The sequence below is a fragment of the bacterium SCSIO 12643 genome (genome assembly GCA_024398135.1).
Classification (GTDB): domain Bacteria; phylum Bacteroidota; class Bacteroidia; order Flavobacteriales_G; family Salibacteraceae; genus CAJXZP01.
In genome coordinates this window covers 2,920,790-2,941,715 of sequence record CP073750.1, presented here as the reverse complement: position 1 = coordinate 2,941,715, position 20,926 = coordinate 2,920,790, and the positions used below count along the sequence as shown (strand labels likewise).

Annotated in this window: 21 protein-coding genes; 10 read left to right on the top strand and 11 right to left on the bottom strand. The window is 36.3% G+C overall.

What is annotated here, in order from left to right; all coding sequences use genetic code 11:
- Complete coding sequence (locus KFE94_12970) at window positions 1-834, bottom strand: peptidylprolyl isomerase (GenBank protein UTW65561.1); 834 nt, start codon at window positions 832-834, stop codon at window positions 1-3.
- A gap of 177 nt (window positions 835-1,011) precedes the next feature.
- Between KFE94_12970 and KFE94_12965 the strand changes: the two genes are divergently transcribed.
- The 3 genes from KFE94_12965 to KFE94_12955 are packed head-to-tail and all read left to right on the top strand — an operon-like array spanning window position 1,012 to window position 3,894.
- A complete protein-coding gene (locus KFE94_12965) occupies window positions 1,012-1,398 on the top strand; it encodes a hypothetical protein (protein ID UTW65560.1) in 387 nt (128 codons plus the stop codon).
- A gap of 25 nt (window positions 1,399-1,423) precedes the next feature.
- The gene (locus KFE94_12960; GenBank protein UTW65559.1) at window positions 1,424-3,274 is read left to right on the top strand and encodes a hypothetical protein; all 1,851 of its coding nucleotides are present in this window, start codon (window positions 1,424-1,426) and stop codon (window positions 3,272-3,274) included.
- A complete protein-coding gene (locus KFE94_12955) occupies window positions 3,271-3,894 on the top strand; it encodes a response regulator transcription factor (protein UTW65558.1) in 624 nt (207 codons plus the stop codon). Before KFE94_12960 ends, KFE94_12955 begins: the two co-directional genes overlap by 4 nt.
- Before the next feature lie 2 nt (window positions 3,895-3,896).
- Here KFE94_12955 and KFE94_12950 read toward each other — a convergent pair whose 3' ends face one another.
- The 6 genes from KFE94_12950 to KFE94_12925 form a co-directional block, all read right to left on the bottom strand.
- A complete protein-coding gene (locus KFE94_12950) occupies window positions 3,897-4,463 on the bottom strand; it encodes a hypothetical protein (GenBank protein UTW65557.1) in 567 nt (188 codons plus the stop codon).
- The gene (locus tag KFE94_12945; protein UTW65556.1) at window positions 4,464-5,294 is read right to left on the bottom strand and encodes an alpha/beta hydrolase; all 831 of its coding nucleotides are present in this window, start codon (window positions 5,292-5,294) and stop codon (window positions 4,464-4,466) included.
- Window positions 5,295-5,376: 82 nt separating this feature from the next.
- The gene (locus KFE94_12940; GenBank protein ID UTW65555.1) at window positions 5,377-5,883 is read right to left on the bottom strand and encodes a lipocalin-like domain-containing protein; all 507 of its coding nucleotides are present in this window, start codon (window positions 5,881-5,883) and stop codon (window positions 5,377-5,379) included.
- Window positions 5,884-5,891: 8 nt separating this feature from the next.
- The gene (locus tag KFE94_12935) at window positions 5,892-6,725 is read right to left on the bottom strand and encodes a sulfurtransferase (GenBank protein ID UTW65554.1); all 834 of its coding nucleotides are present in this window, start codon (window positions 6,723-6,725) and stop codon (window positions 5,892-5,894) included.
- A 10-nt stretch (window positions 6,726-6,735) separates the two neighbouring features.
- Window positions 6,736-7,863 carry an FAD-binding oxidoreductase gene (locus KFE94_12930; protein ID UTW65553.1) on the bottom strand — a complete coding sequence of 376 codons (1,128 nt, stop codon included), beginning with the start codon at window positions 7,861-7,863 and terminating at the stop codon, window positions 6,736-6,738.
- Between the two features lie 19 nt (window positions 7,864-7,882).
- Window positions 7,883-9,859 (bottom strand): dehydrogenase E1 component subunit alpha/beta, encoded by a 1,977-nt coding sequence (locus KFE94_12925; GenBank protein UTW65552.1) that lies wholly within the window; start codon window positions 9,857-9,859, stop codon window positions 7,883-7,885.
- A gap of 258 nt (window positions 9,860-10,117) precedes the next feature.
- Between KFE94_12925 and KFE94_12920 the strand changes: the two genes are divergently transcribed.
- Complete coding sequence (locus KFE94_12920) at window positions 10,118-10,720, top strand: LON peptidase substrate-binding domain-containing protein (protein UTW65551.1); 603 nt, start codon at window positions 10,118-10,120, stop codon at window positions 10,718-10,720.
- A 69-nt stretch (window positions 10,721-10,789) separates the two neighbouring features.
- Here the strand turns inward: KFE94_12920 and KFE94_12915 are convergent, their stop codons facing one another.
- Window positions 10,790-12,205 (bottom strand): dicarboxylate/amino acid:cation symporter, encoded by a 1,416-nt coding sequence (locus tag KFE94_12915; protein UTW65550.1) that lies wholly within the window; start codon window positions 12,203-12,205, stop codon window positions 10,790-10,792.
- Window positions 12,206-12,372: 167 nt separating this feature from the next.
- Between KFE94_12915 and KFE94_12910 the strand changes: the two genes are divergently transcribed.
- From KFE94_12910 to KFE94_12885, 6 genes are all read left to right on the top strand, one after another.
- On the top strand, window positions 12,373-13,812 hold the full coding sequence (locus KFE94_12910; GenBank protein ID UTW65549.1) for a T9SS type A sorting domain-containing protein: 1,440 nt from the start codon (window positions 12,373-12,375) through the stop codon (window positions 13,810-13,812).
- 1 nt (window position 13,813) lies between these two features.
- Complete coding sequence (locus KFE94_12905) at window positions 13,814-14,185, top strand: hypothetical protein (GenBank protein UTW65548.1); 372 nt, start codon at window positions 13,814-13,816, stop codon at window positions 14,183-14,185.
- A 57-nt stretch (window positions 14,186-14,242) separates the two neighbouring features.
- A complete protein-coding gene (locus KFE94_12900; protein ID UTW68275.1) occupies window positions 14,243-15,004 on the top strand; it encodes a class I SAM-dependent methyltransferase in 762 nt (253 codons plus the stop codon).
- Complete coding sequence (locus KFE94_12895) at window positions 15,005-15,709, top strand: ZIP family metal transporter (protein UTW65547.1); 705 nt, start codon at window positions 15,005-15,007, stop codon at window positions 15,707-15,709.
- 157 nt (window positions 15,710-15,866) lie between these two features.
- Window positions 15,867-16,496, top strand: coding sequence for a peroxiredoxin (locus tag KFE94_12890; GenBank protein ID UTW65546.1), 630 nt, complete (start codon window positions 15,867-15,869; stop codon window positions 16,494-16,496).
- Window positions 16,497-16,577: 81 nt separating this feature from the next.
- Window positions 16,578-17,120: a DUF1697 domain-containing protein gene (locus KFE94_12885; protein UTW65545.1), complete on the top strand. Its 543-nt coding sequence runs from the start codon at window positions 16,578-16,580 to the stop codon at window positions 17,118-17,120.
- 2 nt (window positions 17,121-17,122) lie between these two features.
- Here the strand turns inward: KFE94_12885 and KFE94_12880 are convergent, their stop codons facing one another.
- The 3 genes from KFE94_12880 to KFE94_12870 all read right to left on the bottom strand — a co-directional run bounded on the left by KFE94_12880 (window position 17,123) and on the right by KFE94_12870 (window position 20,710).
- Window positions 17,123-17,566: a GNAT family N-acetyltransferase gene (locus KFE94_12880; GenBank protein UTW65544.1), complete on the bottom strand. Its 444-nt coding sequence runs from the start codon at window positions 17,564-17,566 to the stop codon at window positions 17,123-17,125.
- A gap of 74 nt (window positions 17,567-17,640) precedes the next feature.
- Window positions 17,641-19,104, bottom strand: coding sequence for a glyceraldehyde-3-phosphate dehydrogenase (locus KFE94_12875; GenBank protein UTW65543.1), 1,464 nt, complete (start codon window positions 19,102-19,104; stop codon window positions 17,641-17,643).
- Window positions 19,105-19,237: 133 nt separating this feature from the next.
- A complete protein-coding gene (locus KFE94_12870) occupies window positions 19,238-20,710 on the bottom strand; it encodes a Do family serine endopeptidase (GenBank protein ID UTW65542.1) in 1,473 nt (490 codons plus the stop codon).
- Window positions 20,711-20,926 lie beyond the last annotated feature (216 nt).

The window sequence follows — 20,926 nt, the reverse complement described above, 5'->3', positions numbered from 1 at the left end:
CTATTCTGATAAAATGATTCTCGTGGTTTGCATTTGGGCTCCATATTGCACACGGAAAACATAAACTCCCTGCGCCAATCCAATGACTCCAAGATCGGATAGATTGATTTGGTTTTCACCTTTATGTAATTGTCTCACGCGATTCATTACTTCAATACCGTTCACATCATACAATGAAATCGTTACCTCTTGTTTTTGATCACTTAATATTTCAATCACGCTGCCTTCGTTGGCAGGATTAGGATAAACCGTAACTCCATCTAATGTATTATATGGTAACCTGATGGCTAAAGGAAATTGAGTTACGCGAATACTATCCATGACCACATCCACCAACGGTTTATCATTTGAATTGACCTGTACATTTTCAATCATTTCTACCGTATCCCATCCGCTAATCACAATTCCAAACACAGGATGCGCTGAGGTATAAGGTGGTTTATCGAAATCTAAAAAAGTATTGTTCTTGGTATTAATAAAAAACTGGCTCCCCCCGGTATTTGGGCCTGCATTAGCCATGGATAAAGTTTTTTCAATATTAGATAGCGAACTGTCAAACTCATCCGGAATTGTATATCCGGGGCCACCAGTTCCATTTCCATTCGGATCTCCTCCCTGAATCACAAAGTTTGAAATGATACGATGAAATATGATCCCATCATAAAACTTATCATTCACTAATGTTTTAAAATTCCCTGCGGTAATGGGTTGTAAAGTATCATATAACTCCACTTCAAAACTCCCAAGAGTGGTATAAAATGTAACGATGGTTTGTGCCGAAGTGCTTTGCCCAACACCCCAAATAAAGATCAAAAGGAAGAATAGTTTTTTCATTTGCTTTTTATTAACCCAACAATGATACTGATTTCCTAAAACATAACATCTTCATTTCGTTATATTTGTATACACTATACTAAATCAAATCATAAAATCTCACGGAAAACCGTGAGCAATCTATCAAAATAACTCCTCTAGTTTTGAATCTATTATTAACAATTAAAACCTTTTATTATGAGTTGGGATATTAATGACGATTATCATCGAGATCAATTAGTTGTACGCACAGAAATCGATAATGGATATCAGCTGGTTTATGCGAAAAAATTAAGTTTAGAAACTCTTATTAATAATTTTGATGTAAACCGTGGAGATTTAACCCATAATGGGCAAACACATCAGGATGGTCAACTAATATTTATTTGTGTAGCAGTCCGTATCGGAGGAAATACGAATACTGTTTCCAATATACCGGTTAATTCAGAAGACGTTAATTCTCCAACAGGAAAACATATGTGGCTAGTGCTCATAGATGATTCCGGTTCGGAACTACATGTAAAAAGAACTACTCGCCAGGTATCCGATGCTCAACCTCTTATTGGAGGTAACACAAAGTCTTAACTAAACTCTAAACAAATCCTTCAATATGCTTAAAAGAGATTTCATTAGTTTAACCATACTATGGATTTGTTTAGTTTTTGTTTTCTTTAATAGTATTCCAAATGGCTTTGCGAATACTGAAGATAGTTTACTCCAGGCATTGGAATATCAAAAAGATACGGTTAGAATCAATACGTTAAATGAACTTTGCTGGTATTACATTGACAAGGATTTATCTAAATCCAAAATCATGGCCGAATCAGCCTTACAAGAATCTCAACAAATAAATTACCTCAATGGCATTGTATTCTCTCACAGAAAACTATCCTCCATATATAGAAGACAACACAATTTTGATTCTGCTCAATATCATCTTCATGAAGCATTAAAAATTATTGAGAATTTAAACTCCCCGGTTCAACTCATGAGGATAAACACGGGGTTGGGGAATTTATATACCGATATTGATAACCATGAAAAAGCACTTAGCTATTATATGCTAGCCAATCAAATGGCTTATGATTTAAAAGACTCCAATTATTATTCGATTACCTGTAACAATATTGGGATTAACCTGGAAATTCAAAATAAACCTCAAAAGGCAGTTTCATATTATCATAGAGGGCTTTCATATTCAAACCCTTCAGAATTCCCTGAGAATTACACCAATCTTTTAATCAATATGGGAGCTGCTCAATTTTATTCTGGGAATAGAGATTCAGCATTTTATTATAATAACCAGGCAAGACAATCCTACATAAATCTTGATCATAAATCAGGAGTTGCAGATTGTTATTTAAATGAAGGTTATTACTATGAAGCCTCCAACCAATTCCAACAAGCCATAAGGGCATACCAGGAAGGATTTCAATATTTTAAAAACTCTAAAGATTTAACGCAACAATATAACTTCACTAAAAACATAATGCTTACCTATGGTGCCATTGGAAACGTAGATAGCATGTATCATTATTTCTACCTTAGTGAAGATTATGGACATGAACTCCAACAAGCCAAAACCGACAAAGCTATTCATGAAATAGCCATTAAATATGATGTGGAGAAAAAAGAACAGGATTTGAAACTGGCCCAACAAGAAAATGAGAAAATAGAACTTTCTAATTCTTTAAAACAAAAAACCATTTACATTCTACTTTCCATAATTGTCATTATTGCCTTAATTGTTCTCGTGTTCTATAATCTGTATCGAGAGAAACAGAAACTAACAGAAATGGAAGTTGTTTCCAAGAATCAGGAAATTGAAGGTTTGATTAAAGATCAGGAGATTAAAACTTATTCTGCACAAATTGAAGGTATTGAAAAAGAACGTAAACGTGTCGCGCAAGATTTACATGATCAAATTGGAGGCATATTAGCCACGATTAAACTTCAATTTGAAAGTCAGGATTCACTAAACGAAAAATCATTGAATCATGTGAAAAGTCTGGTTAATGAATCTATCCGATCAGTCCGAAGTATTTCACATAACCTTTCGGACGGACGTATTGCAGAAATGGGGTTGGTTCGTTCCATTGAAAACCTGAAAACATCTTTGATTGATTCCGGTAAAATGACTTTTGATTTGTTTCTGGAGAATTACAATAACTCTTGTAGCCCGAATGGTGAAAGAGAGATTTTTAAGATTATTCTGGAACTGCTTAGTAACACCTTAAAACATGCACATGCGGATCACATTGTACTTCAATTGAATGTCATTGATGATACTTTGCACATTACCTTTGAGGATAATGGCATTGGATTCAATCCAGAAAAAGTTCAAAAAGGCCTGGGCATGCGGACCATCGCTCAACGTGTGAACGCGTTATTGGGTAAATGGTATGTCGATAGTAAAGAAAATCATGGTTCCACGACCGTCATTGAAATTCCAGTAGCATGATTAAAATATTAATAGCAGACGACCATCAAATGTTTCGCGCTGGAATGCGTTCACTCATCAATAGTATTGATCAAATGGAAGTCGTAGGTGAAGCTGCTTCCGGATTTGAAACCATTGATTTCCTGAAGGAAAACCAGGCGGACATTGTTCTCCTGGATTATAACATGCCTGACCTGACCGGGTTAGAATCGATCATTGAGATTCGAAAACAAAAAATCGATGTAAAAATTATCATGCTTACTATGCACAATAAGCGTGAGATCATTCGTGATGTTCTTACAGCCGGTGCGGATGGTTATTTACTGAAAGACAGTAGTCGTCAGGAACTCATTGATGCCATTACTGAAGTTCAGGCAGGTGAATCTTATTTTGTAAATGATGTCAAAGACTCATTAAAGGATTCTTATCGTATTCCTTTTGAAAAAAAAGTGATTCGTTTAACTCCACGGGAAAAAGATGTTCTTAAACTTATTTGTGAAGAACTCACTACTCAGGAAATTGCAGATAAATTGTTTATCTCAGTAAATACGGTTGAAACACACCGTAAAAACCTCATCAGTAAAACAGGAGTAAAAAATGGAATTGGTCTGGTCAAATTTGCCCTTACCAACGGCTTATAAAATTATTTGAGCACCCACTTTTTAGCACTTAAATCGATATAGGATATCATTCCAAATTGCTTTATGTACACCAACTCCTGAAACGCAACCCCTTGCCTATTCTTTAGACTTTTAATACGAATCGCTTCTCTGTTTTGACCTGAATAATTTGTATCGAACTCTGTGATCTCTATATCATTTTGTACCGACCAAACATCTGTAGCTGCATTCAAAAACCCAAGTTGCCCACCATCTGGCGATGTAAATGTCACATCATTCTTGATTGCATTTACATGTAACACCTCCAATTCCGAATTGAAATCTTTATAATCCACCGTTAAATAAGGGAAATCTGTACAACACTCTCCTTCTCCCACACAATAAATATATTGTTTAAAGTTTCGATTGTACAACATTTCCTGATTCGTGGAATCAACAAAAACATGTTCTCTAAAAGCCAAAGGCTCCACCCATTTTTGCGCTTCTGCATTCAAAAAAGGTTCTTCCAGATCACATTTGCATTCTTTGGTCTTACAACAACTGCTTAGCGCCAATAACGCCCCCCATATTATGTAGAAAATATAACGCATTTATTTGATTTCTTTAGGATATAACTTTTTAAACGCATTGTAAACTGCAATATGCAAAATGGTCGCATGATCTTCATCCAAAATAGGTTGATAATACAATTCCATTTTACTATTCGTTGACCTACGAATGGCTTCGGCCAACATGTCCGCTACTTGATGCATCTCCGGATGTTCCTTACCAATGGAAAGAAAAATCCTCTTTTCGAGTTCCGGATTCATCTGAAAATATGATTTAGCTCCTTTGATCATTTTCTGATTATCCCACCATAGTGAGGGACTTACAATGATATAATCCTCAAACATATTTGGTTTTTGCAATAAAATCTGGGTAGCCAATAATCCACCTAATGATTGTCCAATAATGGTTCGATGTCCATTGGTGGGATATTCATTTTCAATCATAGGTTGCAACTCGTTTTCTAAAAATGATAAAAACGCTTCGGCACCACCACTCGTTGGAATATCTTTTTTATCTCTTTTGCTGGAGCTTGGATACGTAAAATCTCGATAACGATCCACGTTGGCAATCCCTACAACAATAGATTTAGGCAGCAATTGATACATATTCATGAATTGGCATAGACCAGCAATATGCGGAAAGTCTTCGTTTGCTGAACCATCCAAAACATAGATAACCGGATATGTAACCGTAGAATCAGGATTAAAGCCTTCTGGCAAATAAATATTTATTGTACGGGTTTCATTTAATGACTTTGATTCTATAGTTTCAATCACTCCAAACGGAAAAACCTTTGGAGACTCACCTTCTTGCGCATGAAGTGAAATACTGTAAATCCAAAAGCTGACAACAACCAGGTATATATTTTTCATTTCGGGGCATTTAATTATATCGCTAATCTAGTATGAATCAGGATTAAAACCAATAAAAGTTATACGAAGTCAAAACAGTTATTTACATAGTGGTTTGCGCATCACGTAACCATTTCAATTTTAAATTCGCATTCCTTGCTTCCGTAGGGGTGATTACCAAAGTATCTCCACTGAATTGATAATGCCGCACCACCTTTTTGCCCCAATCTCCCGGATTAGAATGTGAGATTCTTTCATGTTGTACTAAAGAATCATTCAGTACCTGGTATTCCCCGATATAGTAATACGACTTTGTCAAGTACTTTAAGGCCTCATCTGAAATCGTATCGGTAAAGTTTGGAAATACCAAATCCGTATCCTGGTATCCTTTATCGGTTAAATGAATGGTCATATTCTTTTTTCCATCGTATAATAAATAACCCTGCATTCCTCCACGATAATGGCTCCATACTCCATTTTCAGGATTTCTAACTTGCATAGAATGCAATTGCCATAGACCTTCAATTGGACTTTGCTTTGAGGTTTCAGAAGAAACACTACATCCGTAAAAAACTATGAACAGCAGTCCAAACCAAATATTCTTTATCATTTCAAATACTATTTAGCGGTTACCATTGACTTATCATTTCTGGACCACTCACTCCATGAGCCCACATACAATTTAGGAATCTCCATTTGGGCTTGCACCATTGCTAAAATCGTGTGACACGCTGTAACTCCTGAACCGCAGTGAACAATCACCTGCTTGGCGTCAACATCACTTAAAATCTCCTGATATTTCTTTTTCAATTCATCTGAAGACAGAAACTGATGTCCCGTTTTGAAATTACTCACAAAAGGAACATTAATCGCTCCCGGAATATGCCCTGCAATTAAATCGATAGGTTCATTTTTACCATTAAAACGTTCTTCTCCACGAACATCAATGACGACATGATTATTTGATTTCGCACTACTTTCTACTTCCTCCATCGAAGCTATAGGCCAATTCCAGTTTTCAGCTTTATAACTTGAGCTTTGCGGTGTTTTTTCGTCTCCTGATGAAACCGAATAATGAACTTTTGCATAATCAAAACCGCCTTCCAATACTTGTACCGTTTCATGACCAATAGACCTCAACATCCACCACATCCTTGCGGCAAATGCCCCGGTATTATTATCATAAATCACCACTCGGGAACTATTATTAATCCCTAATCGATTTAATACTGCTACAAAATCTTCTACCGTTGGTAATGGGTGTCTACCTCCATCGGCCGGATTTTCCTTGATATCCGCTAAATCCCGATCTAAATCCACAAACAATGCACCCTCCAAATGCCCCTCCAAATACTGGTCGTTTATTGGCCCTCCATATCTGGAATCAATCAAAATCACATCTTCGTTACTTTGTAATTCAATCAATTGCTCTACAGTTATTATCGGATTCATATTCTCAATCTTATTTGGTTATTTGATTTTGTATTTCGATACTGACCAACTCTCCCAACTCACTACCTATAGCCATTCCCATTCCACCTAGTCTTACCGCCAATAAGATTTCTGGTGTCACCCATTCTAATATCGGTTTTTTCACTTCCCCAAAAGCCATAATTCCACTCCACTTCTGAGCAATTTCAAACTTCTGATTTGGCAGAATTTCTTCTTTTAGTTTACGGATCAGTTCTTTTTCTATTTCAGGATGGATTCCGTTTTCTAAGGTTTCTTCTCCTTTAAAATCTAAATGTCTTCCTCCTCCTAGCAACACACGCTCCCCCACATTTCGGAAATAATAATAACCTTCTTCAATATGGAAAGTTCCCTTGAATTTTAAATCGCCTATCGGTTCAGTTATCATCACTTGCCCCCTTCCCGGTAACATCTCTAAATCTGGAAAAAATCTGGAAGTAAAGGCATTGGTACACAACACAATTTTGTTTCCTTTAAAACAAATATCAGCTCCATTTTGATTTACAATCACAGTATTTCCTTCAACTATTTCTACTCCGGCTCCTGTTAAGATTTTAACTCCCAATTTAGAAGCCAATCGCCATAAAGCAGCAATGGTTTTCCCAGTATGAATTTGGCCCTCAAATGCATTAAAGATAAGTCTGGAAAACTTATCGGTATTAAATCCAAAATCATTTAGTTTCTCAGATACATCCCTATAAACATCAGCACCAAATAAAGGATACAATAATTCATTGATTTGATCCATTTTGGTCATTACATCTTCCCGACTTTGATCCATCAATTCGTAACCTCCTAACGGCTCAAACCCTAATTCTTTATCTGCAAATCGCGAACGTAATTTTTGAAGACCTTTCCATCGCTGTTCTACTAAAGTCAAACAACCGATAGTTCCCATCTGCTCGATATCAGATAGTAACTCTGTCAAACTACCAAAACACGCAAAACCTGCATTTTTGGTACTGGCACCTGTTGGAAAAAGATTTCTTTCTAATATTAAAACATTTAAATCCGGTTGTTTTTCAAGAATTGAAATTGCTGAAGATAATCCTGTAATCCCAGCTCCAACTATGATCACATCATAGTCTACGAATGAATCTAATTCCCAATAACTAAGCAACCGACTTTAACCTTATAGTTTAATACTTAAAAAGTTCGACTAATTTATCTTCAAATCTGTTATTTGCCAAGAAATGCTTCTCTAAATCTGCCGCAAATGGTACTGCAGTATCCATTCCTCCAACACGCATCACAGGAGCATCTAATTTCTCAAAACATTTTTCAGAAATGATAGCGGACAGTTCTCCTCCGATTCCATTAAACAAGGTATCCTCATGCAAAATAATGACCTTTCCGGTTTTATTTACAGAGTCAATAATTGCTTGTTCATCTAATGGCAACAACGTTCTTAAATCAATTAAGTCCGCACTGATTTCAGGATGTTTCTCTAATGCTTCCAATGCCCAGTGCACACCCATTCCGTAAGAAACAATGGTCAAATCTGTTCCTTCTTTAACGGCAGCCGCTTTCCCAATTGGTAAAGTGTAATATCCTTCCGGAACTTCCTGGCGTAAACTTCTGTATAATGCTTTATGCTCGAAGAATAGGACTGGATTTGGATCTTCAAAAGATCTCAGTAATAAACCTTTTGCATCCACAGGAAAAGCAGGATAAACCACTTTTAATCCTGGAATATGCGTAAACCATGCTTCGTTACTTTGAGAGTGGAATGGTCCTGCACCGACTCCAGCTCCCGTAGGCATTCTTACTACAGCATCCACATTTTGTCCCCATCGCCAGTGCATTTTAGCCATATTATTTGTGATCTGGGTTATTCCCTCACTCACGAAATCGGCAAACTGCATTTCTACCATGGCTTTTCGACCTTTCACAGAAAGCCCGATAGCTGACCCTAAAATCGCAGATTCACATAACGGAGTGTTACGTACACGTTCCGCACCATATTTAGCTTTAAATCCTTCGGTTACTTTAAACACACCTCCATACTCAGAAATGTCTTGCCCCATCAATACCAGATTGTCATGTGTAGACATCGCCAAATCCATAGCGTCCTGTACTGCATCAATCAATCTCTGTTCTTTCTTTTCTGATCCTGCCGCAGTTAATTCTTTATTAAAAGGTGCATATACATCACCTAATTCTCTTTCTCTATCAAATTCTAATGCGGGTTCAGCTTCCGCTGTTTTCCACGCTACATTAATTTGATCTTTTATTTCTTTTTTAATCGTATCTGCCTCATCCTGTGTCAAGATTTTTTCAGATACCATATATGATTCAAAATTATCTATTGGATCTTTTGGCTTCCACTCATCCTGTAATCCCTTCGGATAATACTTGGTTCCTGAAGCTTCCTCATGTCCATGCATTCTAAAAGTCATCATCTCTACAAGCACCGGACGTGGATTTTTCTCCATGCTTTCCGCCAATTCTTTCATAGTATGATACACTTCTAAAATATTGTTTCCATCCACCTGAATAGCTTCCATACCATATCCTGGACCTTTCAATGTGAACGTATCAAAGTTAAATTGCTCTGAACTTGGAGTAGACAATCCCCATTGATTATTCTCAATCACGAAAATCACCGGAAGTCCCCAAACTGATGCGGTATTTACTGCTTCGTGAAAATCGCCCTGACTTGCTCCTCCATCACCTGTAAATACAACAGTTGCTTTTCCATTCTTGTCTAACAAATTGTCTAAAGCAATTCCATCCGCTACACCTAATTGTTGTGCCAGGTGAGAAATCATCCCTACAATATGATGCTCGTTAGTTCCAAAGTGAAAAGAGCGATCTCTACCTTTGGTAAATCCGTTCATCTTTCCCTGAAACTGAGAAAATAATCTTTCCAGAGGCACATTTCTTGTTGTAAAAATCCCAAGGTTTCTATGCATTGGCAGGATATATTCATCTTCATCCATAGCCATCCCCACACCAACTGAAATAGCTTCTTGCCCCCATCCGGAAAACCATTTTGAGATTTTACCCTGACGTAACAAAATCAGCATTTTTTGCTCAATTAAACGTGGTAACATTAAAGTTTTATACACGTTTACCAACTCCTCGTTTGATAATTTTTTTCTATCGAATTTCATAATCAGCTGTTTCAGAAATGGTAGCTATTCCGAGCTACTAAAACTTCATTTCTTAGAATTTTTAAGACCACGAATGTAGACTTTTTTGCCACATTTAGATATTGAAACTCAACTAAAATTTAGTAGATATTTCACTTTTTCATTAGACTGTTTTCACCAAAAAGTTTTATCCAAAATATTTTTTCTAATTCTACCCAACTCTTTTATTAAAATACTCGTGTATGGGTATGTTAGGGAATAACTGTACCTTATATGAAGATGAGAAACATAAAAACTAGGAGTGTTGGGTTGTACCCACTTTCTATGGTAATTCTACCAAATGAAAGTGTCCGCTTGCATATTTATCAGGCGCAATTCAAAGCTTTGGTAAATGACTGTTTCGCATCTGGTAAAGATTTTGTTGTTCCTTTTGTACATAATGGAACCCCTACTTCATACGGAACTTGTGTGAAATTGGTTGATGTTGAACGTTTTTATCCGGATGGAAAAATGGACATCAAAGTCGAAGGTTCTTACATTGTGAAAATTTCTAATGTTACCGATCATAGAAGTGTTTCTTACAGAATTGGAGAAATCACGCCTATTGAAAGTAGCCTGCCTAAAATTCACTCTCAAGAATTAGAACATTTATACACAAAGTACTTAAATAACAACGGTACAACATGTAATCCTGAAAATCTGGATTGTTCTATTTATGAAATGGCTAGAAATATGAAATTGGATAAAGACACGAAAGTGAAGCTTCTTAGAAATGCTTCGAATACCGTGATCCAATCGAAAATAATTTTAAATGAATTACGTTTATTAGTTCTAACTCACGAGTTACAGAATGCCGCGGGGTTTAGGTATTATATGAACTAGTGACGTGATAATATAGCATGACGAAAAAGCGACCTGATATCAGGTCGCTTTTTTTGTTTAATACCTTTTCTATTTCGGATCTAACTTACCTTCAGTCTTGGCAATAATTGAGGCCACAGATGCATCACCGGTAACATTCACCACAGTACGGCACATATCTAAAAATCTATCTACCGGGAAAATTATCGCAATCCATGCCGGATTTAATCCTACAGACTGTAATACCACAACCATCATAATCAACCCCGCACTTGGAATGGCTGCGGAACCTATGGAAGCTAACGTTGCGGTTAGAATAATAGTTAATTGCTGTGCAAGTGTTAAATCAATCATATGGAATTGCGCTAAAAACACAACTGCTACACCTTGATATAAACTGGTACCATCCATATTTACTGTAGCACCAATAGGTAATACAAAACTGGAAACCTCTTCTTTTACCCCCAGATTATCTGATACACATTCCATAGTTACAGGTAATGTTGCCGCACTGGAACTGGTAGAAAATGCCAATAACTGTGCTGGGCTCATCGCTTTGAAAAAATCAGAGTACCCAATCTGACCTGTAACCAATTTCACAACCAACGGATACAACGCAAATATCAATAACCCCAACCCTAAAATAACGGTACCAGAATATGACGCCAATCCTTTAAAGATTTCAATCACAGCATCAGGATCATCACCCGCAAGTTCACTCACCTTACCTGCCATTAATGCAAAAACAAAATAAGGTGCCACCCACATAATCACATCCACCATTTTGATAAAAATATCATTGGCCCCATGTATTAATTTAATTACCGTTTCTACACGTTCATATGGTAAACCAACGATTACAATTCCAAAGAAAATCGCAAAGAAGATTATCTGTAACATACTATTGTTGGTTAATGAACTGAAGATGTTATTCGGCACCATATCCACCACCATTTGTAATGGGCCATGATCCATTTGAGCGCGTTTGTCCACTGCTTTTTTCCCAATAGCACCCTCACTTTCCATTTCCTGTGTTTGACGCATTGCATCAGATACATATTGGCTATACTTAGGATTGTGACTATAATCCAGTTGATCTAGTTTTTCTACTCCAGGCGTAGATTCCACCCAAAGCTCATAAGAAATTCGATTGATAATTCGTTGCTCTTCAGATACACTTTCTCCAGGCTTCAATACGTTGACAACCACCAAACCAATTGTTATTGCTGTCATTGTGGTACCAATGTAAATGGCGATAGTTTTCAATCCCAATCGCCCCAAACTATTGGTATCAGACAAACTGGTGATCCCTTGCATTATGGAGAACAATACGAGCGGCACCGCAACCAACTTTAATGCATTGATAAACATATCACCCCATGGAGCAATCCAATCTGCAGTAAACGAACTCCATCCCATATAGGCAGAGAGTAAAGCCCAGCCCGTTCCTAAAATAAGTCCTATTAAAATCTGAAAATGTAATGCAATTTTTTTCTTTTTTGCCATGGGATACTGTCTTAATACAATGCTCTCAAAAGTATAATAATAGGTATGTCCCAAAAGTAAATTTTGCGTTTTTATCCCAATTTGTCGCCATTCTGATTATTGCTGGTGGGTTTAATGCGACTTTAGTATTAAATTAGCATAATTATTGTCAATCAAAATCATGAATCATGGGGCAAATATTATCTAGAATCATTTTTTTCCTTTTACTTATTTCCCCAACTCTATCGTTCAGTCAATACTTGCAAAGTACTGAGTATCTAGGCGTTTTTTCTAAATCCATTATCACATTATTTGGACTTCAAGATGCCAAATATGATGTGGACATGTACAAAGTTAGATATCATACTACTGACTTAAATGGCAACCCTGTTGTCGCGTCAGGGATGTTTGCTGTTCCAATCAATCCAACCTGTGACAGTCTACCAATTGCTCTTTATGCGCATGGAACCGTTTTAAAAAGAGATAATGTACCATCTGCTAACAATCCTGAATCTGCATTAGGTAAGGCTATTGCTTCAATGGGATATATTGTCGCAATGCCTGATTATCTTGGCCTAGGTGATTTACCAGGTTTGCACCCCTACCAACATGGAATGAGTGAAGCCACAACTTCGGTAGATATTCTTAGAGCCGCCAAAGAATTTATGCAGGATTCATTGCCCATCGACTTTAGTAATGAGATGTTTTTAACCGGATACTCTCAAGGCGGACATGCAGCTATGGCAACAGCGAAATATATTCAGGATAATCAATTAGAATCAGAACTTCCGGTAGCAGGTGCTGCACCACTTTCAGGTGCGTACCATATTTCCAAAAGACAAACTGATGAATTGTTGCTGGATATCCCTTATGATAGTCCGGGATATATTGTTTACTTGTTATTGTCTTTTCAGGAAGTTTATGGAAATATATTCACCAACTATAGTGATATTCTACAATCTCCATACGATACGAGCATTCCTCCAATGTATGATGGGAATCAAATTATTTCAAATATTCACGCAGTATTACCAAATCAGGTAAGTCAATATTTAAATCCGACATTTTTAAATGGTTTTATTGCAGATTCTGCAACAAAAAACACACCTATGTGGCAAGCTCTTCTCGACAATGACAACCATGACTGGACACCACAATTCCCGATCAAAATGTTATACTGTAGAGGAGATCAAACAGTAAAACCCGAGAATACATTAGATGCTTATGATGCTATGATCGCCAACGGTGCCACGGCAGTTTTTAAAGAAGATATTGGAGATTTCGATCATGGAGATTGTATCATTCCTGCAATGTTAGGTGCTATAGATTACTTTGAAACTTTAAGAACGGATTGTGATTCTACAATCACTCTGGTACCAGAATGTATTTGTATGCCAGAAGGGATCAACATCTATCCGATACCTACCAGAGATGTATTAAATGTAGACTCTTGGGTTTCTCATACTGTTCATATGGAAATCTATAATATAAATGGGAAACTGATTTATTCAGGCCGTGTAGATTCTAACACAAAAATCTCAACTACAAATTGGAGTACTGGAATGTACACCATTATCTTTTCATCTGATTCGTACTTTGAAACTAAAAAATTCACAATAACGCGCTAAAATGTATAAGCATCTATTTATCATTCTTTCCATCTTTTTTGTCTCTTGTCAATCCTCATCATCCAAGCAAGTGGTGGAGTCAAATATTGCATCTATAAAAGCTCCTGAAAAAGCTATTGTAGGTGACAATGTGGAGATCGAAGTTACATTCCACGGTGGAAATGGATGCTCTGAGGCTTATGACATCAAAGCTGAGAAAGTGGGTCAGACCATTATGCTTCGTGCTTATTATTTACAACCCACAAATCAAACATGCATGTATATTCTACCCGAATTTAAATTGAATTACACTTTTTTTGCAGATCTTCCAGGGCCTTATTTCTTTATCAGTACACAAGACAATCAGGTAGCCGATACGCTTGTTGTTTATTAGCCAAATGCCATAAATCGCAATCGGTGCTATTATATACATTTCAATTTGGTTTGAAGCATTACTTTTGGCGCCTATAAAAAAGTTTACATTTTGGATTGGTTTAAAAACTGGTTTGATTCCTTTTATTATCACAAACTTTATCGTCATCGGAATACGGAAGAGGCTAAAAAGTTTATTGACAATATTATAGATTATATTCAGCCTTCTCGGGAAAGCAGAATACTGGATTTGGCATGTGGTAAAGGGAGACATTCCATTTATCTTAACTCCAAAGGTTTTGATGTAGTGGGTGTGGATTTATCTCAAAACTCCATTGATATTGCTAATCAATCTGCCAATGAGCGATTACATTTTCATCAAATGGATATGCGACAATTAAGTTGTGATCAACCCTTTAATATGGTGGTAAACTTCTTTACCAGTTTTGGATACTTCAAACACCGTTCAGAAAATATGGATGTACTTCATGGTGTTTCTCGAATTCTAAATCCAAAGGGTATTTTAGTGATTGACTTTTTGAATGCTACAAAAGTGATTCGTGATTTAGTTCCTGAAGAAATCCAGAATGTTGATGGAATTCAGTTTGTGATCAACCGATTTGTTGAAAACGATACTGTGGTAAAAACGATTGAAGTTACGGATCAGGACAAAAAACTAAATTTTGAAGAACGTGTCAGTATGTTTGAATTAAAAGACTTCAAAGAAATGCTTCATGAAGCAGGATTGAATCTTTTAAATCATTTCGGAGATTATGAATTAAATCCTTTTCATCCGGAATCATCAGATCGTCTCATTCTAATCGCACAAAAACAAGGCTAAATGGAATATTTCTTATTATTTATTTTAGTCGTTGTTGCCTCAGGCGGTGTGGTTCTATGGTATCAACCAAAGAACCTGACATTTGGCAAACTCCTTTTATCATTTAGTGGAGCCTATTTATTTGCGCTTATCTTTTTACATCTGTTACCTGAAATTTATTCTGATATTTCAGGAAGTATAGGACTTTACATATTGTTTGGTTTCCTACTTCAGCTTGGGCTAGATTATTTTTCTAAAGGTATTGAACATGGTCACGCGCATTATCATGGTAAAAAGTTCCCTTTGGCGATCTTTATTGGACTATGCTTACATTCCTTTTTTGAAGGTATTCCAATCATGCAATATTCAGATCAGCAGGAATTAGAAATGAACTTTGCTTTGATATGGGGTATTATGATTCATAAAATTCCTATCGCGATTGTTTTAGCAGGTTTACTCAAAGACAAACTTTCTAATGCAAAGGCGATGTTATTACTAACTGTATTTGCAATCACCTTACCGTTAGGCAGCCTTGTAAGCGTTTCAATATCTCCTCTACTGGGTAACAATGACATGTACGAACATATTACGTTAGCAATTGTTATTGGTATTATGCTTCACGTTTCCACTACTATTCTCTATGAAAGTGATGAAAACCATAAGTTTAATTTAAAAAAGGTCATCAGTATTCTAGCTGGTTTTATTATCGCTTTCTTCACCGCATAAGACCACAACTATAGTTTTCTTTTTTGTGTTCCCTGATTTTTATAAAAAAAAATTATAACAATTTAAGAAAACAAAAAAGCGACATCTTTAGAGAAAACTATTGATTACCCTACATTTGCTGCTCAAATTTGAATTAACATTAAAAGAAAAATAAAAAATGGCAGTATTAGTTGGCAAACAAGCTCCTGATTTTTCAGCAGCAGCAGTTGTAAACGGAAACGAAATCGTTAACGATTTTACATTATCTCAATTCGAAGGAAAATACGTAGTATTATTCTTTTACCCAAAGGATTTTACATTCGTATGTCCATCTGAATTACACGCTTTCCAGGCGAATTTAGAAGAGTTTAAATCTCGTGGTGTTGAGGTTGTTGCAGTATCAACTGATACAGAGCAATCACACTGGGGATGGTTACAAATGGAGAAAAACAAAGGCGGTATCCAGGGTGTAACTTATCCAATCGTTGCAGATACTAACAAAACTATTTCTTATAACTACGATGTTTTAGCTGGAGAGTTCTTCTACGATGAAAACGATAACTTAGCTGCAGAAGGTGAATTAATAGCTTACCGTGGTTTATTCTTAATCGACAAAGAAGGGGTTGTACGTCACCAGTTGGTAAATGATCTTCCACTAGGACGTAACGTTGAAGAAGCTTTACGTATGGTTGATGCTTTACAGTTCTTTGAAGAAAACGGTGAGGTTTGTCCTGCAAACTGGACGAAAGGAAAATCAGGAATGACAGCAACTCATGATGGTGTTGCTGAGTACCTAACAAATAACTAAGAGATTTTATCTCATTCAAAAGCCGAAACTGAAGTTTCGGCTTTTTTTATGTTCTAAATTTGCGTTCTTAACAGGAATACTATGCATACTTATATAGGGCTTTTACGTGGGATCAATGTTGGTGGACATAAAAAAATAATCATGGCCGAGTTTAGGGATTTACTTGAAAAAAATGGATTTCATGATGTACAGACCTATATCCAAAGTGGAAATATTGTATTCAAACATCCTGATGTTCACATTGATTTAATCACTTCTCAACTTGAAGACGTGATTAAAAACCACTATCAATTTGAAGTTCAAACTTTGGTATTAACCAGAACCTACTTAGATACCATTTTTAATCAGAATCCATTCATCAATGATGATTCTATTGATGAAACCAAAAGTGTATTTACATTCTTAAAAACTGAACCTGATTCTGAAAAACTAGATGAATTAAAAAAGGTTTCGTTTCCAAATGAAACAATCATTTTCGGTGACCAGGTCATTTATTTCTACTGTTCCACAGGGTATGGAACAGCAAAATTTACGCATACTTTTATTGAACGAAAGCTTAAGGTTCAGGCTACGAGTAGAAATTATAGAACCACAAAAAAACTTATTGATATGAGCGCATCTTAAGTCTATTTGCGCAACATTTCAATATGGGGGATTCCATCTTCCAGGTATTCTTTCCCTGTAAATTCAAATCCCAGGTCGCTATAAAACTTGTTTAAGTGGGATTGTGCTGAGATACGGATAGGTTGCTTTCCTAAACTAATCTCAATGAAACGAATACTTTCCTGCATCAATTGTTCTCCTAAGCGCTTCCCACGATGATTTGGGGATACAACTACTCTACCAATAGAGATTTCATCCAAATAAGATACTCCTTTCTTTACAATTCTCGCGTAAGCTGCCAGGCCGTTTTCATCATATCCACACACATGAAATGATTGCATGTCTTTTCCGTCTAAATCCTGGTATGGACAATCCTGCTCCACCACAAAAACCTCCGCGCGTATCTGTAAAATGTCATATAACAATTGCGTATCTAATTCTGAAAATTTGTGGATGGACCAATTCATGATGTAAAAATATATCCTTTCACAAAAAAGGCTGTTCTTTTCAGAACAGCCTTCCTTTATTTTTTAATTACATTCTAGTAATAGTGTAATCTTCTCACTTTTGCGATATACTTCGCTAAACGAATAACTTGTTTTGTATATCCAAACTCATTGTCATACCAAGCGTATAATACGATGTTTTGACCATCTGAGTGAACTAATGTCGCATTAGAGTCATATACAGAACAACAAGTGTTTCCAATAATATCATTTGATACCAATTCAGGATCCATTTGGTAGTTAATTTGATTCACCAAATTTCCTTGTAATGCAGCATCGCGTAATAATCCGTTTACTTCCTCAACAGATGTTTTCTTACCTACCTTTAATTTCAAAATAGCTAAAGAACCATTTGGAGTTGGTACACGTACTGCGTTTGCAGTTAATTTACCAGCTAACTCAGGAATTACTTTTGCTACTGCTTTACCCGCACCAGTTGAAGTAATTACCATGTTGATCGCAGCACTTCTTCCTCTACGAGGTTTTTTGTGCATGTTATCCAATAAGTTTTGATCGTTGGTATAAGCGTGAACTGTTTCAACGTGTCCTTGCTCTACGACTAAATTATCGTTGATTACTTTTAATACCGGAGAAATTGCATTTGTTGTACAAGATGCTGCAGAATAAATATCTGTTCCGTCTAGGTCTAAATCAAAATGGTTGATTCCATAAACGATATTTGGAATTTCAGAACCCGGAGCAGTTAATAAAACTTTAGCTACCCCTTCTGCACGCATGTGGATGCTTAAAGCTTCTTTACTTGTATAAACACCTGTGTTATCAATCACCAAAGCGTTGTTGATTCCATATGCAGTATAATCCATTGTACCTGCATCTTTTGTACCCAACATCAATACTCTTTGACCATTGATGATCAATTGTTTGTTTTCTAAATCTTCAACAATTGTACCTGCAAATTTCCCGTGAACAGAGTCATTTCTTAATAACGCAGCTCTTTTAATGATTGTTTTGTCATCATCACTACGCGTAACAATCGCTCTTAAACGTAATTGTTGTCCTTTACCGAATTGTTTGATCAATTCACGTGCAACTAAACGTCCAATACGTCCAAATCCATATAAAACTACATCACGTGGCTCTAAGCTGTTGTCTTTATCTAAAATGAATCCTCCTAAAACAGTATCTAAAAATTCTTTTTTAGAAGTTGTTTCAGCTTCATTCTTTTCCATCCACTCAGCAGTTAACTTACCTATATCAATTTTTGCTGGTGCTAAATTCATTTGCTCCATTTCTGCAGCCATTTCAGCAACATCACAAATATTGATTGGGCGGTTTACTACATTCTTAGCGTAATCGATCAATTGAATCTTCTCGGAAACTGAAGTATCAGCTAAATCGTTTCTGAAAAGAACCAACTCTACAGAATGATTCAACAAAAGGTTACCTACTGAATTTGCCAAACTAACAGCCTGACGTTTTTGCTCAACAAAAGAGTCCATCTCTTTATTGTAAGACTCTTTATATGCTTCTTCAACCATGATTTTTTAATTTGAAGTTTTATAAAATTTGAGACTGCAAAAGTACTATTTATAAACCACTTGGGGTATAAAAAAAGGCACTCATTTCGAGTACCTTTCTATTTGCAGAATAATCTGTATCAAACTGCTTAGATCAGAGTCCTAACCCATAGTACTTTTTCATACCATTCGGGTAAACTCCACCTATCAAAACTCCACCTCCTTTTTTGGATTTAATCACTGTATTAAAATCTTCCAGGTCATCAATCTCCTGATGATCCACATGTGTAATGATAAAACCTTCCTTAATTCCGGATTTCATGATCTTACCACTTCTAATATTCGAGACCTCTACTCCACGCTTCAGGCCAAGTTCTTCTTTCGTTTCTTTATCAATATCTGAAAAATCCGCGGCTAATGATGCTAGTGTTTTATCCTCAGCTTTAACCAACTCTGTATTTCCTTTATGATTTCTCAATTTCATAGTAAACTGCTTCTCATGACCCGCACGATTTACATTTACTTCTACCTGATCACCAGGCTTATATAATCCAATCTGCGACTGTAATTCCGCCACGGATTTCACTTTAACTCCATTTACAGCTGTAATCACATCACCCGCTTCAATTCCCGCATCATTAGCTGCACCATTCTCGGCAACGTTTCCAACAAATACTCCCGACATCGTTTCCAAATCTTCTTTCTCCATCAAATCAGTAGAAATATTCTGGATAGCTACTCCGATAAAAGCACGTTGCACAGAACCATATTCCATGATGTCGTTCACCACTTTTTTCATAATGTTTACTGGAACCGCAAATGAATACCCCGAATAAGATCCGGTTGGAGATTTAATCGCTGAATTAATTCCAATCAATTCACCTCTGGCATTAACTAAAGCACCTCCACTATTTCCTGGATTTACAGCCGCATCTGTTTGAATAAATGCTTCCAAAGGTGGGGTTCCGTTTGTATTCTGTAAAATATTAATACTTCTTGCTTTGGCCGAAACAATCCCTGCGGTTACCGTTGAGTTTAAGTTATAAGGATTACCAACTGCCAGTACCCATTCTCCCAACTTTAAATCATCTGAATTACCAATAGCAATAGCCTTTAAATCTTCTGCTTCTACTTTTACCAAAGCCAAATCTGTAGATGGATCGGTTCCAATCACCTCAGCTGGATAGCTTTTGTTATTGTTTAATACCACTTCAATTCGATCTGCCCCCTGAATCACGTGATTATTGGTCACGATATATCCATCTTTTGTAATGATCACTCCCGAACCAGAACCTTGTTTATCCGGTGCTTTAAACTTTCTTCCCTGTGTATTTCCTCTAAAGAAATATTCAAACGGATCATGTTGAACATATTCCTGTCCTTCCTGAACTACTTTAATGTGAACAACTTCCTGAACAGTCTCCTCTGCCGCCATGCTCAAATCTACATATGAACTTGTTGTTGCATCAGCATTGAATAAAGTGGAATGTACATTTTCAGAAATTAAACCTCCTCCATTTGATTCTGGATGGATTGATAAATTTTTATCTGGCATCAAATAAACTACTGACAAAGAAATGACCCCGCCTAAGAATGCTGAACTGAATATACCTATATAATTTTTCATGATTTTTTAATTAAATAAACGTAATTTGATTCGTGTCCTACGAATTTAAAAAGACTCTTTTTTTGTTTGTTCTCCACATTATTAAAAAGTGTTAAGGCTTATTCTCATTAGATTTATTTAACAATTGCTCATAAAAAAAGTTCTCAATACAATATCTTATAATTGCATTTTGAGAGGAGATTCTAATTGAAGATTATTTCTATCACCTCCGATATT

What these genes read in the sequence shown, in the direction of transcription:
- KFE94_12970 (UTW65561.1), bottom strand. Translation starts at nt 834, where the DNA reads ATGAAAAAACTATTCTTCCTTTTGATCTTTATTTGGGGTGTTGGGCAA.
- KFE94_12965 (UTW65560.1), top strand. Translation starts at nt 1,012, where the DNA reads ATGAGTTGGGATATTAATGACGATTATCATCGAGATCAATTAGTTGTA.
- KFE94_12960 (UTW65559.1), top strand. Translation starts at nt 1,424, where the DNA reads ATGCTTAAAAGAGATTTCATTAGTTTAACCATACTATGGATTTGTTTA.
- KFE94_12955 (UTW65558.1), top strand. Translation starts at nt 3,271, where the DNA reads ATGATTAAAATATTAATAGCAGACGACCATCAAATGTTTCGCGCTGGA.
- KFE94_12950 (UTW65557.1), bottom strand. Translation starts at nt 4,463, where the DNA reads ATGCGTTATATTTTCTACATAATATGGGGGGCGTTATTGGCGCTAAGC.
- KFE94_12945 (UTW65556.1), bottom strand. Translation starts at nt 5,294, where the DNA reads ATGAAAAATATATACCTGGTTGTTGTCAGCTTTTGGATTTACAGTATT.
- KFE94_12940 (UTW65555.1), bottom strand. Translation starts at nt 5,883, where the DNA reads ATGATAAAGAATATTTGGTTTGGACTGCTGTTCATAGTTTTTTACGGA.
- KFE94_12935 (UTW65554.1), bottom strand. Translation starts at nt 6,725, where the DNA reads ATGAATCCGATAATAACTGTAGAGCAATTGATTGAATTACAAAGTAAC.
- KFE94_12925 (UTW65552.1), bottom strand. Translation starts at nt 9,859, where the DNA reads ATGAAATTCGATAGAAAAAAATTATCAAACGAGGAGTTGGTAAACGTG.
- KFE94_12920 (UTW65551.1), top strand. Translation starts at nt 10,118, where the DNA reads ATGAGAAACATAAAAACTAGGAGTGTTGGGTTGTACCCACTTTCTATG.
- KFE94_12915 (UTW65550.1), bottom strand. Translation starts at nt 12,205, where the DNA reads ATGGCAAAAAAGAAAAAAATTGCATTACATTTTCAGATTTTAATAGGA.
- KFE94_12910 (UTW65549.1), top strand. Translation starts at nt 12,373, where the DNA reads ATGGGGCAAATATTATCTAGAATCATTTTTTTCCTTTTACTTATTTCC.
- KFE94_12905 (UTW65548.1), top strand. Translation starts at nt 13,814, where the DNA reads ATGTATAAGCATCTATTTATCATTCTTTCCATCTTTTTTGTCTCTTGT.
- KFE94_12895 (UTW65547.1), top strand. Translation starts at nt 15,005, where the DNA reads ATGGAATATTTCTTATTATTTATTTTAGTCGTTGTTGCCTCAGGCGGT.
- KFE94_12890 (UTW65546.1), top strand. Translation starts at nt 15,867, where the DNA reads ATGGCAGTATTAGTTGGCAAACAAGCTCCTGATTTTTCAGCAGCAGCA.
- KFE94_12885 (UTW65545.1), top strand. Translation starts at nt 16,578, where the DNA reads ATGCATACTTATATAGGGCTTTTACGTGGGATCAATGTTGGTGGACAT.
- KFE94_12880 (UTW65544.1), bottom strand. Translation starts at nt 17,566, where the DNA reads ATGAATTGGTCCATCCACAAATTTTCAGAATTAGATACGCAATTGTTA.
- KFE94_12875 (UTW65543.1), bottom strand. Translation starts at nt 19,104, where the DNA reads ATGGTTGAAGAAGCATATAAAGAGTCTTACAATAAAGAGATGGACTCT.
- KFE94_12870 (UTW65542.1), bottom strand. Translation starts at nt 20,710, where the DNA reads ATGAAAAATTATATAGGTATATTCAGTTCAGCATTCTTAGGCGGGGTC.